Source organism: Mesorhizobium sp. M00.F.Ca.ET.216.01.1.1 (assembly GCF_004010325.2).
Lineage (GTDB): Bacteria > Pseudomonadota > Alphaproteobacteria > Rhizobiales > Rhizobiaceae > Mesorhizobium.
In genome coordinates this window covers 14,339-26,131 of record NZ_SADR02000002.1, presented here as the reverse complement: position 1 = coordinate 26,131, position 11,793 = coordinate 14,339, and the positions used below count along the sequence as shown (strand labels likewise).

14 protein-coding genes are annotated in these 11,793 nt (G+C 64.2%); 5 read left to right on the top strand and 9 right to left on the bottom strand.

Translation table 11 applies throughout. The features are described 5' to 3' along the window. Nucleotides 1-52: 52 nt before the first annotated feature. Nucleotides 53-688: a 5,6-dimethylbenzimidazole synthase gene (gene bluB / locus EN859_RS02910; RefSeq protein ID WP_127856074.1), complete on the bottom strand. Its 636-nt coding sequence runs from the start codon at nucleotides 686-688 to the stop codon at nucleotides 53-55. A gap of 440 nt (nucleotides 689-1,128) precedes the next feature. Beyond that, the gene (locus tag EN859_RS02905; RefSeq protein ID WP_127856073.1) at nucleotides 1,129-1,818 is read right to left on the bottom strand and encodes a glutathione S-transferase family protein; all 690 of its coding nucleotides are present in this window, start codon (nucleotides 1,816-1,818) and stop codon (nucleotides 1,129-1,131) included. 63 nt (nucleotides 1,819-1,881) lie between these two features. Between EN859_RS02905 and EN859_RS02900 the strand changes: the two genes are divergently transcribed. Together EN859_RS02900 and EN859_RS02895 are read left to right on the top strand one after the other, a co-directional pair. Next, nucleotides 1,882-2,394 (top strand): DinB family protein, encoded by a 513-nt coding sequence (locus tag EN859_RS02900; protein WP_127856072.1) that lies wholly within the window; start codon nucleotides 1,882-1,884, stop codon nucleotides 2,392-2,394. Between the two features lie 144 nt (nucleotides 2,395-2,538). Continuing rightward, nucleotides 2,539-3,327 carry a GGDEF domain-containing protein gene (locus EN859_RS02895; RefSeq protein WP_127856071.1) on the top strand — a complete coding sequence of 263 codons (789 nt, stop codon included), beginning with the start codon at nucleotides 2,539-2,541 and terminating at the stop codon, nucleotides 3,325-3,327. A gap of 187 nt (nucleotides 3,328-3,514) precedes the next feature. On the opposite strand, the gene EN859_RS02890 is transcribed toward EN859_RS02895, so the two are convergent. The 5 genes from EN859_RS02890 to EN859_RS37970 all read right to left on the bottom strand — a co-directional run bounded on the left by EN859_RS02890 (nucleotide 3,515) and on the right by EN859_RS37970 (nucleotide 7,237). Continuing rightward, nucleotides 3,515-3,817: a DUF982 domain-containing protein gene (locus tag EN859_RS02890; RefSeq protein WP_127856070.1), complete on the bottom strand. Its 303-nt coding sequence runs from the start codon at nucleotides 3,815-3,817 to the stop codon at nucleotides 3,515-3,517. Nucleotides 3,818-4,113: 296 nt separating this feature from the next. Continuing rightward, nucleotides 4,114-4,299, bottom strand: a complete 186-nt coding sequence (locus EN859_RS02885) for a hypothetical protein (protein ID WP_127856069.1) — start codon at nucleotides 4,297-4,299, stop codon at nucleotides 4,114-4,116. A gap of 78 nt (nucleotides 4,300-4,377) precedes the next feature. After that, nucleotides 4,378-4,695 (bottom strand): hypothetical protein, encoded by a 318-nt coding sequence (locus tag EN859_RS02880; protein WP_127856068.1) that lies wholly within the window; start codon nucleotides 4,693-4,695, stop codon nucleotides 4,378-4,380. Between the two features lie 157 nt (nucleotides 4,696-4,852). Next, the gene (locus tag EN859_RS02875) at nucleotides 4,853-6,934 is read right to left on the bottom strand and encodes an ATP-dependent helicase (protein WP_127856067.1); all 2,082 of its coding nucleotides are present in this window, start codon (nucleotides 6,932-6,934) and stop codon (nucleotides 4,853-4,855) included. A gap of 135 nt (nucleotides 6,935-7,069) precedes the next feature. Further along, on the bottom strand, nucleotides 7,070-7,237 hold the full coding sequence (locus tag EN859_RS37970; RefSeq protein WP_189501653.1) for a hypothetical protein: 168 nt from the start codon (nucleotides 7,235-7,237) through the stop codon (nucleotides 7,070-7,072). Between the two features lie 127 nt (nucleotides 7,238-7,364). On the opposite strand from EN859_RS37970, the gene EN859_RS37965 reads away from it, so the two are divergent. Both EN859_RS37965 and EN859_RS02870 read left to right on the top strand, forming a co-directional pair. Beyond that, nucleotides 7,365-7,529 (top strand): hypothetical protein, encoded by a 165-nt coding sequence (locus EN859_RS37965; RefSeq protein WP_189501652.1) that lies wholly within the window; start codon nucleotides 7,365-7,367, stop codon nucleotides 7,527-7,529. Between the two features lie 554 nt (nucleotides 7,530-8,083). Beyond that, entirely contained in the window at nucleotides 8,084-8,527 is a 444-nt protein-coding gene (locus EN859_RS02870; protein WP_127856066.1) for a MucR family transcriptional regulator, read from the top strand. Nucleotides 8,528-8,963: 436 nt separating this feature from the next. Here EN859_RS02870 and EN859_RS02865 read toward each other — a convergent pair whose 3' ends face one another. Together EN859_RS02865 and EN859_RS02860 are read right to left on the bottom strand one after the other, a co-directional pair. After that, the gene (locus tag EN859_RS02865; protein WP_127856065.1) at nucleotides 8,964-9,416 is read right to left on the bottom strand and encodes a general stress protein; all 453 of its coding nucleotides are present in this window, start codon (nucleotides 9,414-9,416) and stop codon (nucleotides 8,964-8,966) included. A gap of 124 nt (nucleotides 9,417-9,540) precedes the next feature. Beyond that, a complete protein-coding gene (locus EN859_RS02860; protein WP_127856064.1) occupies nucleotides 9,541-9,969 on the bottom strand; it encodes a hypothetical protein in 429 nt (142 codons plus the stop codon). Between EN859_RS02860 and EN859_RS02855 the strand changes: the two genes are divergently transcribed. Further along, on the top strand, nucleotides 9,913-11,790 hold the full coding sequence (locus EN859_RS02855) for an ABC-F family ATP-binding cassette domain-containing protein (protein WP_127856063.1): 1,878 nt from the start codon (nucleotides 9,913-9,915) through the stop codon (nucleotides 11,788-11,790). The genes EN859_RS02860 and EN859_RS02855 overlap by 57 nt on opposite strands. Nucleotides 11,791-11,793 lie beyond the last annotated feature (3 nt).

Here is an 11,793-nt window from a genome sequence, read left to right as displayed (position 1 = left end):
TATACAAGCCACCTGCCGCCTTGCCAAGGGGAGGCGGTGTGGCCTTTGCGCCCTACCGCGTGATCACGATCGACGGGCGCCGGACCTCCCAGCCCTCGCGCTCCAGCTCCGGCACGCTGTGTTCCTCGCTGGGGTAGCCGACGCAGAAATAGCCGATCAGCGTCCACTCGGGCGGCGCGTCCAGGATCGTCGCCATCTCGGCCGGATCGAGGATCGAGACCCAGCCCATGCCTATCCCTTCCGCGCGCGCCGCCAGCCACAAGGTGTGCACTGCCATGACGGCTGAATATTCGATTGTGGCAGGCATCGTCAGGCGGCCGAGCCCGTGCCCTTGCCCGGTTGTGCGGTCGGCGAAGACGGCAAACTGGCAAGGCGCCTCGGTCAGGCCGGCAAGCTTCAGGCGCGCATAGAGTGCTGCGCGTTCGCCCGCGAAAGATGCCAGCGCTTCCGCGTTGCAGCGCTCGAAGCAGGCTCTGACGGCGTCACGGCGCGCCGCGCTCTCGACCACCACGAAACGCCAGGGCTGGCTCAGCCCTACCGAAGGCGCAACACTGGCGAGGTCGAGCAGCCGCTCCAGCGCGCCTTCGGGAAGCGGCGCCGGCTTGAACCGCCTGACGTCGCGGCGCCACCGGAAGAGATCGACGAGCCGGACGCGAAAATCGGGGGTGAATTCCGGACCTGACGTCATGGTATCGCGCTGCCTTCGTCGTGATTGCCCGGTTTCACGGGACCTCCTCTTGCCTCGAACAGACCGACGATGAGGCGCCTGAAGCGACGCATGTACGACCGCGTTGTCGTATTTGGTTGGCGATTGGCGAGAACATTCGCGACATCCGATCTCCCCGCTTTACCGGCACCTTTTTGCTGGATGTGAGGTTCGTCACATTTCTCGTGTGGTGGATGCAACATAATGTTGAAGTTGACATGTAGCGCAACAGCTCCGGCTGGCGAACGAATCCGTTCGATCGCAGTCAGAAGCAACCGCCGGGGAACTTCCCCCTCACCGGCGGACACGCAGGGCCCATCCCGGTTTGTGTCCTGGGATGGGCCTTCATCCCATGCCGCCTGCAGCCTGAAGGGCATCTCCCGCGCCTTGCGTCCGAGCGCGGTCAGCTCCGCCTCGACCGGTCACGCGGCCGCAACCGTGCGACCGAGGCCGCCATGCAGATCGAGGCAGCGTTCGAACCACTGCGCCACAACGTCATTGTCGTCGAGCAGTTGGTAGGGCGAGGCGATGCGTGCCCATTGCAGCGCGCCGAAGACGATGTAATCGGCAAACAGCGCTGATTGGCCGCCGATGAACGGCTGCCAGGCGAGCATCGAACGCAACGGCTCCAGCGAGGCCCTGAAGCCGGCGAGCCCAGCGTCGCGGGCAGCCATCACCTCCTCCAGCCGCTTACCGAAGCGCTGTTCGCGGCTGGTGCGGAAATAGGCGGCATTCGCCTCGTCCTGCATGGCGAGAAGGTCCATCAGTGCAGCGGTGGTGACATAAGGGTGGATGGTCAGTTGCGACCAGCGCTCGATGAAGCGCGCCATCGCCTTGCCGCCGTCGCCGGAAAACAGCGTCGGCCCCTCGGGATAGGCCTCGTCGAGGTAGAGCGCGATGGCGAAGGAATCGGCAACCACCGTCTCGCCGTCGCGGATTACCGGAACGGTCTTCGAGACGCCGCCTTCCACGGCGGGCACCTCGAGAAAGCGCGTCGGCACGCTCGATATGTCGAGCCCCTTGTGGGCGAGCGCCATCGCCGTCTTCCAGCAATGCGGGCTGAATGGGCGCGCGGCATCGCGTCCGACGAGTTCGTAGAGCACAATGGTCATTGGCGTCGGCTTTCTTGCAGTCTAGGTAGGCGCCGGAACGGGCCTTGCTGGCGGGGAGAAGAGATGAAACAGCATTTCATGATGTTTGCGGCCTACAATCAATGGGCCAATGGCCGCATCTACGATGCCGCCGCCGATCTCGACGAGGAGGAATTCGGCCGCGATGTTGGCGCCTTCTTCGGCTCGATGATGGGCACGCTCAACCATCTTCTGGCCGTCGACCGCGTCTGGATGAAGCGCTTCACCGGCGAGGGCGATGCGCCGGCAAGAACCGACACCATCCTGCATCGCGCCTTGCCCGGCCTGCGGCTGGCGCGCGAGGCCGAGGACAAAAGGATCATCGACTGGGTCGGTGGCTTGAACGAAAAGGCCTTGGCGGGCCGCTTCTCCTACATGGCGGTGTCCGACATGCGCACCGTCTCGCAGCGGCTGGCGCCGGCGCTGGACCATGTCTTCAACCATCAGACCCATCACCGAGGCCAGGCGCACGCGATCCTGACCATTCTCGGCCGGCCTTCGGTGCCGCTCGACCTGATGTTGTTCCAGCGTAGCGAAGAGGGCAGGGCCTACGCTTGATCTTGAGTGGCCGGCAGCCTGTTGGCTCTGGGCTTGCCAATGAACCTTCCCGACAACCGGTTAACCACATTCGAATTGCACGCAATGTCTTAGGACTTCGTTTGCGCTCCTGCTTCAGGATAGCCGTTGAAGTGGGAGAATGGCATGCGGATCGATTTGTCCTCAACCAGTTGGGGCAGGGTCATAGCGGTAACCATAGCCGGCACGGCGATCTGCATCGCCGCCGCGTTTTTCGTCGACTCCTTCAATTTCCCGTCCCTTTCGCCTGACGCGCTGCGCTGGGCGCAACTCACCGATCTGCTGCTGCCGCTTGTGCTGGGAGGATCGTTCTTTTTCTTCCTCATGTTCAAGATGCGCCAACTGGCAATCACCCAGAAGGAGCTGAGCATTGTCGCGGCAACCGACAGCCTGACGGCGGTGTTCAACCGCGGCGCGTTCTCAATGCTGGTCGAGGCCTATCTCGACCAAGCCCGCAGCCATTCGGTCGTCAATGCCGGTGCGCTGCTGATCGTCGACGCCGATCACTTCAAGACCATCAACGATCGCTTCGGCCATGACTGTGGCGACCAGGCGCTCAAGCTGATCGCCATGACGATTCAGGGTCAGCTGCGCGGCGCCGACATCGTCGGCCGCATTGGCGGCGAGGAATTCGCAGTCTTCCTTCCCGGCGCCGACTCCTCGCAGTCCTGGCTGGTCGCCGAGGGCATCAGGCGGCGAATTCGCGAGGTGGAATTCTCCCCGGGCGAGCGGCCTTGCCCGCTCTCGGTGAGCATTGGCGGCATCGCTTTCAGCGGCCCCACCACCTATGCCGACATGTTCCAGGCGGCCGACAAGCATCTCTACAAGGCCAAGTCGAACGGCCGCGACCAGGTCAGCTTCGAGATGACGGCATCGCGCGGCCGGCCGGGCGCCGACGCGGCAACGGTCCATTAAAGGAAGCTCCCAACCGGCGTACGGGCTGGGTAGTGCGCGGATTGATGGAGATCAATGCGGAGGCTGAGCCTCGGCCATAGCGTTCGTCTTCGGGCAGCTGGTATTCCCTAATTGCCAGTTCCGGGCCGGGGGCGTGTCCCGAACGGCCCGCGCCTCTGGAGAGAAATGCGGGCCGTTTGGGAAGTCTTCAGGCGGCGTATCCGCCCTGGCTGCGGGCGACCGGCTTGACGGAGACGGCCGGCTGCGCCGCGGGCCAGAGGATGCCTGCCGTCACCGCAAAGGTGATCAAGGCATCGCGTGCCGCTTCGGCCGAGATCTCGCCCGCGCGTGCCGCCTCGCACGCCTTCACGGCCGCGCCATAGCTCAGCCGCCGGCGCGGCGGCGGGAATTCGGTCAGGAACACGTGCATGTCGAACAGCGAAGCGATCATGCGCTTGTGGCCGGCGCCAACGGTTACGGCGACCGGGGTGAAGAACATCCTGTCGTGCATTCTGGCCTCTCGAATTGGGGCGGAGGCGACGGCGGGCCGCTCTCCGATCACAGGGTTGGACGCCTGCAAACGCGGATGGTGGCATGAGGTTCCATGCTTCGCTTTCGCTTGCGGGGATTTTACGGCGCTTGAGCGCAAGGGCAGGCGCTCAGCTCGTTCGGGCCAGCCAGTCCACCGCCAGTGCAACGGCGCCGATCAGGGCGCCCAGGGCGCAGAGCAGCATCCGATTTCCGTATTCAGCAAGGCGCTACTTGCGAGAATAGGGCCCGTCCCGATCGTACCTGGATGGGTCGGATTTAGGGCTCGGAGCTGGTCGTCGTGACCTCCCAGGGCGCAGGCTGCGACCCTTGATCGTGGGCCGATAGCACCAGGAGCAGGATGGCGATGCCGGCGACCAGCGTCGCGACGATATTGACGAACAGTCTGCCGACCAGTTGGCCGAGCCTCTGCCGCCTGTTTGTGGCAGAACGAACAACGCGCATTCTTGCCTCCTTTGGCCGGCCTCCTGTTGGTCGTCAGGCGCTTACCAGCAGGGCTGCCCCCGACCTGTCTCGCCTATCTCACCAACCTCTGTGCCAGCCGCAGCTCCAGACTCTCTTGACCACCCAGTGGTGGTGGTGCCAGCGCCTGTGCACCCTGACGTAACAGCGGTCGCGATCGTAATGGCGCCGATAGCGCCAATGGTCGCGGTCATCGTAACGGTCAGAATAGCGCATGCCGTAATGGCGCCAGTGATGATGGCGGCGCCAGTAATAATCGTCGCCATAGCGGCCCATACCATCGTCGGTCGTGATCGTCAGGCTTGTGGCCTGCGACGGAACCGCCGTCGGTGCCAGCGTGGACACGGCGAGCATCGCCGCGAGGATCAGATTTCTCATCTCTGCCTCCTTGCATCAGAATTTGCTAACGAAAACCCATTTCGCGGAAGAAAGTTCCATCGCTGCGCGCAGTGCAGGGGAACGTGGCTCGGCGATCACTCCGCCGTCGATCGCCGGTCTCCGGCGAGTTGCCTTGGGTAATTTCGGCCGATGCGGCCTACTTCCACATGTCGCGCATGCGAGCGCCGAGGTCCACCCTGACTTGCGGCTGGCGGCGCGGATCGTCCTTTTCATGCACACTTGCCCATGACGTCTGCTCGAACGCGCCGAGGACCGAGGCCGGGATGAAGCGGCTGCGCGAGGCATAGACGTGGCGGTCGCCGCGCGCCGCCTGGCCGTGGACGAAAAAGCGCTGCGGCATCACCAGGTGCAGGCCGTCCTTGGCTCGCGTCATCGCCACGTAGAGCAGCCGGCGCTCCTCGTCGATATCCTCCTTGCTGCCGACGCCGAGGTCGATCGGGATGCAGCCGTCGACGGTGTTGAGCACGAAGACGTTCTTCCATTCCTGGCCCTTGGCCGAATGGATCGTCGACAGGATCAGATAGTCCTCGTCGCGATGCGGCGGCCCGGCCTCGTCGCTGGTCGCATCCGGCGGATCGAGCGTCAGTTCGGTGAGGAAACGCTCGCGCGAGGCATAGCCGGTGGCGATCTGCTCGAGCTGCAGCAGGTCGGCCCGGCGCGTCGTCGCATCCTCGTGGATGCGCTCCAGATGCGGCTCGTACCAGAGCCTGACCTGTTCGAGGTCGGCCGGCCACTTTCCCGACCTCACCCGAAGCTGCGAAAACAGAGCGACGAATGCCGGCCAGTCGTCGGCGGCGCGTTGCGGCGGCCGGTAGCGCGCCAGCCCCATCGCTTCGTCGAGCGACGTCGCCATGGTCTCGACGATCTGCGAAGCCGCCGAAGGGCCGATGCCGGGCAGCAGCTGCAGCACGCGAAAGCCGGCGACGCGGTCGCGCGGATTTTCAGCGAAGCGCAGCACGGCCAGCACGTCCTTGACATGGGCGGCGTCGAGGAATTTCAGGCCGCCGAACTTGACGAACGGGATGTTGCGGCGCGTCAGCTCGATCTCCAGCGGCCCGCTGTGATGCGAGGCGCGAAACAGCACGGCTTGCGCCTTCAGCACCGTGCCGGCCTCGCGCTCGGTCAGGATCGCCTGGCAAACGTAGCTCGCCTGCTCGGTCTCGTCGCGCACGGTGACCAGCTTCGGCTTTTGCGCCGATTTGCGCTCGGACCAGAGATTCTTGGTGAAGCGCTCCGACGCCTCGCCGATCACCGCATTGGCCGCCGCCAGGATCGTCTCGGTCGAGCGGTAGTTGCGCTCCAGCATGACGATCTCGGCCGGCCGCGCGAACTGTTTGGGGAAATCGAGGATGTTGCGCACTTCCGCCGCGCGAAACGAATAGATCGACTGCGCGTCGTCACCGACCACCGTCAGCCCGGATCCGTCCGGCTTCAGCGCGGTCAGGATCGAGGCCTGCAAGCGGTTGGTGTCCTGGTATTCGTCGACCAGCACATGGTCGAAACGCCCACCCAGATGCGCTGATATCTCCGGCTCGCCGGCCATCTGCGCCCAGTAGAGCAGCAGGTCGTCGTAATCGAGCACGTTCTGCGCCTGCTTGGCCTCGACGTATCGGGCGAACAGCGCCTTCAACTGCTCGGCCCAGCCGGCGCACCAGGGAAACACCGAACCCAGCACCTGGCCGAGCGGCGCCTGCGCGTTGACGGCGCGCGAATAGATCGCCAGGCACGTGCCCTTGGTCGGGAAGCGGCTTTCCGTCTTCGAAAAACCCAGCTCATGCCGGGCAAGGTTCATCAGGTCGGCGGAATCCTCGCGGTCGTGGATGGTGAAGGCCGGGTCGAGGCCGATCTCCAGCGCATAGTCGCGCAACAGCCTGGCGCCGATACCGTGGAAGGTACCGGCCCATGTCAGCGCGTCGGTGATGACCGAGGCGTCGCGGCCCAAAACCTCGCCGGCGATGCGCTCGACCCGCCTGGCCATTTCCGAGGCGGCGCGGCGCGAAAACGTCATCAAAAGGATGCGGCGCGGATCGGCGCCCTTGACGATCAGGTGCGCGACGCGATGCGCCAGCGTGCTGGTCTTGCCGGAGCCGGCGCCGGCGATCACCAGCAACGGCCCGGCGACTGTGCCGTCGCCATGCTCGACGGCAAGCCGCTGCTCGGCGTTCAGCTTGGCGAGATAGGCTGGCTGGAATGTCGAATCACGGGCGGCGAGGCTCATCGCCCATCAAGCATCGTTTCTGCTTTGTTCGCAACGGTTTGTGGCGCTGGAATTCACCCTCGCGGCAACGAAGCGGCTGGCTGTGCGAAACAAGTCACTGGCGGCGCCTCAGCTGCTCGCCAGCGCATGAACCTCCTAACGTTGGGGCTCCACACCCATCGCCGCCGACTGGCGCCGCAACGCCCGGCGCTCGTCCGGTGGCATCGGCAGCGGATCGACATTGTCGGGCACCTGATCGATCACCTCTTTGGCGATGCGATAGGCCACATAGGCGACAATCCCGGCTATAAGCAGACGGATCATGTGCAATCCTCCTTCGGTGGACCAACCGGAGAGGCAGTGTTTTGTTCCCGCTTCCTGCCTTCCGACCCCCATCGGATCGCGCAACCAAATCGACACCGCCTCGTTGTCGGGGCAAGAGGAGGTTGCGATGAAAAAGCTCCTGATCTTGTTGGCAGCAGCCTTGGCTGTGGCGGCTTGCGACAACAATATCCCGCCCACCAAGGCCCCTGGCGCCGACCAGAATCCGCAGGCCGAAAAGAGCCCGATGCCGACCACCGGCAGCAACCAGCCCGGCACGCCGCCAGCGCAATGACGATAGCAGCTGGGGAGGCGTCAGGGCCGACTTAGTGTCAGCCGGGAAAATGACAGCCGACAGAAGAAGGCCGGCGCTGCTTGGGAGGAAGCTGGGAAGCGCCGGCCAAGCGGGAAATCAGGCCCGCCGCACGACTGACGATAGCTGAGTCTTGCCTCTGCGTCATGGGATGATTGCGCACGGATGTTCACAGCCCGATCGCGTCCCGGCCGTATTCGGATGGTGAACCGCGAACTGCGGAAACGGCCAGCACGCCGTAAATGCCGGCAGCGCCGATATCTTCAGAACATGCTCCTGTGACTGCCTGGTCTCTTCATGCTTACTGTCGCCGCCCCAGCGTATTCTTGAGGTGGCGGCCTACGCTTACCGTACAAGTCTGCCGTTATCAGTATTGGAGTTTCAAAACTGCCCAGCTCCGATTCGGTACGAAAACATTCAGGGCCATTGAGTCTTGACGATTTACTGATTATCAACGTCAGTTGGGGGGCATGTTTAAACCGATAGAACAGTTTTCAACAGCGCCAGCGGGTTGGTCGCAAGCAGAGGTGAGAGCATTGCCCAATATCAACGACAAGACGATTATCGAACTGACCGCCGACATCGTCTCGGCCTACGTAGGCAACAATCCGCTTCCGGCATCCGGCCTGCCGGACCTGATCGCCAGCGTCAGCACATCGGTCCGCAAGCTTGGCGGCGTCGCCGCCAAGGAGAGCCCCGCCTTGACCCCGGCCGTCAATCCGAAGCGGTCGGTGTTTCCCGACTACATCATCTGCCTGGAGGACGGAAAGAAGTTCAAGTCGCTGAAGCGGCACCTCAGCACGGACCACGGCCTCACGCCTGACGCATACCGGGCCAAATGGGGGCTTGCGCCCGATTACCCGATGGTGGCGCCGAACTATTCCGCCACCCGCTCGGCGCTGGCAAAGTCCTCGGGGCTTGGCCGCAAGCCGGCCGCGCCGTCGCCCGCCAAGGCGACCAAACGCAAGGCGAAGGCTTGATCGCCATCCAGGCCGATAACAGCCCGTCGGTCGCGCCGGCGGGTTTTTTGCATCCGATGGAACAAATCGCGCCGCCGCGTGTTTGGGTGCCGATCGGACGCTCCCAAAGCCGCCGTTCACGAAAGAGCCCGCTCTCCCCGTTCCCCCCGGATTGCGGGTTCTTTTGCGTTCGGGGAACCTCTGCCCGGTCTGTCCGAGCGTTCTGCGTTCTGTACGAAAATAACCAAAGCTGCGGCTGCATTGGATGTTCGATCAGCCAAGAGTAAAATTGTATTTGATCCACACCCCCGGATCACGAGAGGGCAAAGTATCCCACTTTTTGCCTTCCCAAAAAGGCCCGTTGGTCGCCGGACCAGCGGGCTTTCACATGTATACAGTTACATGCATTCAGTGACCGCCACGGGCGGGTCGTGGCCAGCTAACCTCCGATTGAAACTCATGCCGCCTCGACGAAGGACGGCGTCGCCCGAACCGACCCTGCAAGGATTGCCTGGGCGCCCTCGGCCTGTGTCTCGTCGACACGGGCGGTCACCAATATGACGCCTTCCGCGTAGCGGGCATCGCGCTCGCCGGCGACTGCATCGGTAAGCGTGCCGATAAGGCTGCCTGCCACGCTGCCGGCAGCGGCACCGATGGCGGTCGAGGCCAGCCATCCCGCGCCGACGACAGCACCGATGCCGGGAAGGGTGATGGCCCCAAGGGCGGCAAGCAGGCCGGCGCCGGCGCCGACGGCTGCGCCGGCGCCGGCACTGGCAGCCGCAGTGCTGGCTTCGTCCAGGGTCGGTCCGACGACGCTTATGTCGTCGCGGGCAATGCCCGCCGCTTCGAGCGCGTCGACCGCGCGCGCTGCTTGATCGTGGGTGTCAAAAAGCCCGCTGACAATCTGCACGGAAATTTCCCTCTTTCATCCGCGCCCCCCGAATCCCGGCCACAAACTCTCTTAACCCGGAAAGGTTCCCGTCGCTCTATGGGAAATGAATTGGGCCAGTCGGGCAGAGCGCATCGCCCAAGGATTACCGTTCGGCGCTGAGCACGAGTGTCAGCACCTTTGGCTTGACGTGCGGCAAGCAACGGTCGTGGATGTTGGGCCGCAACGCCGGCTCGCACGCTTTGTCTGCGGCTACCGGCTGAGCCTGCGAGGTCGCCTCGTCGCGAGCATTCGCGCTGCTGAACAGCAGCACCTGCGTCGCCAGCGCCGCCGCCGCGGCGACCTGGACAAGGATCAGGGCAAAAGCGAAATGCCGGATCATCCGGCGCAAACGTTCCTGGCTTGCAACTGGTTCCCGGAAATCCCTCATCGCCGCGGCCGGCCGTTTTCGTGCCTTATCAGGCCGACCGGCGCTCAAGCTCTTGCGAAGCGCCGATGTCCGTGCAAAAGCGCGGCTATGCTTATCATCAATGACCTTTCGCTCCGCATGGCCGGACGCCTGCTTCTCGACCATGCTTCGCTGACCTTGCCGGCCGGCACCAAGGCAGGTCTCGTCGGCCGCAACGGCACCGGCAAGACGACCTTGTTCAAGGCGATCACCGGCGACCTCGCCTCCGAGACCGGCTCGATCAGCCTGCCCAAGAACACGCGCATCGGCCAGGTGGCGCAGGAAGCGCCCGGCACCGAGGATCCGCTGATCGAGATCGTGCTCAAGGCCGACCTTGAACGCACCGCTTTGCTCGAAGAGGAAAAGACGGCGACCGATCCGCACCGCATCGCCGACATCCACATGCGGCTGGCCGACATCGACGCCCATTCGGCGGAATCGCGAGCCGCCACCATCCTCGCCGGCCTCGGCTTCGACGACGCAGCACAACGGCGTCCGGCCTCGTCCTTCTCCGGCGGCTGGCGCATGCGCGTCGCACTCGCCGCGGTGCTGTTTGCCGAGCCCGATCTTCTGCTGCTCGACGAGCCGACCAACTATCTCGATCTCGAAGGCACGCTGTGGCTGGAAAACTATGTGTCGAAATACCCGCACACCGTGCTGCTGATCTCGCACGACCGCGATTTGCTCAACCGCGCCGTCAACTCGATCGTCCATCTCGACCAGAAGAAGCTGACCTTCTGGCGCGGTGGCTACGACCAGTTCGAGCGGCAATACACCGAGCAGCGCGAATTGCAGGAGAAGGGCCGCGTCAAGCAGGAAGCCGCGCGCAAGCACATGGAGTCCTTCGTCGAGCGCTTCCGCGCCAAAGCTTCCAAGGCGAGACAAGCGCAGTCGCGCATCAAGGCGCTGGAGAAGATGAAGCCGATCGCCGCCATCGTCAACGACACGGTGCGGCCGTTCTCCTTCCCCGAACCGGTGAAGACGGTGGCCTCGCCGATCATCGCGCTGAACAACGTCAATGTCGGCTATACGCCCGGCGAGCCTATCTTGAAGAAGATGACGCTGCGCATCGATGCCGACGACCGCATCGCGCTGCTCGGCGCCAACGGCAACGGCAAGTCGACCTTCGCCAAACTTTTGTCCGGCCGGCTGACGCAGGAGATCGGCACCATGACCGTGGCGCCCGGACTGAAGGTGGCGATCTTTGCCCAGCACCAGCTCGACGATCTCCGGCCCGAGGAGAACGCCTATGAGCATGTCCGCCGGCTGATGCCGGAGGCGCCGGAATCAAAGGTGCGCGGCCGCGTCGCCCAGTTCGGCCTCACCACCGAGAAGATGAACACCGCCGCCAAGGACCTGTCGGGCGGCGAGAAGGCGCGGCTGCTGATGGGCCTGTCGGCCTTCGAGGGTCCGAATCTGTTCATCCTCGACGAGCCGACCAACCACCTCGACATCGACAGCCGTGAATCGCTGATCCACGCGCTGAACGAATTTCCCGGCGCGGTGATCCTGATCTCGCATGACCGCCATCTGCTCGAGGCAACCGCCGACCGGCTGTGGTTGGTCAAGGACGGCGCGGTCAATCCCTATGACGGTGATCTCGATGACTACAAGACGCTGGTCACCGGCGTGTCCGGCGATCGCCGTGAGCGGCGCGAGGCGGAAAAAGCCTCCAAGGCCGATCGTCGCCGCGAGGCGGCCCAGCGCCGCGCCGCCTTCGAACCGCTGGCCAAGGAAATCCGCGCCACCGAGGCGCTGATGGACCGCATCCGCAAGCGCATCGATCTGATCGAAGACGAGCTCGCCAATCCGGCGGTCTATGAAAAGGACCCCTCGACCGCGACACGGCTGGCCAAGGAGCGCTCACAGCTGGCCCAGACGCTCGCCAGCCATGAGGAAAAATGGCTGTCGATGTCGGCGGAATATGAGGAAGGCACGGCGGAGTAGGGG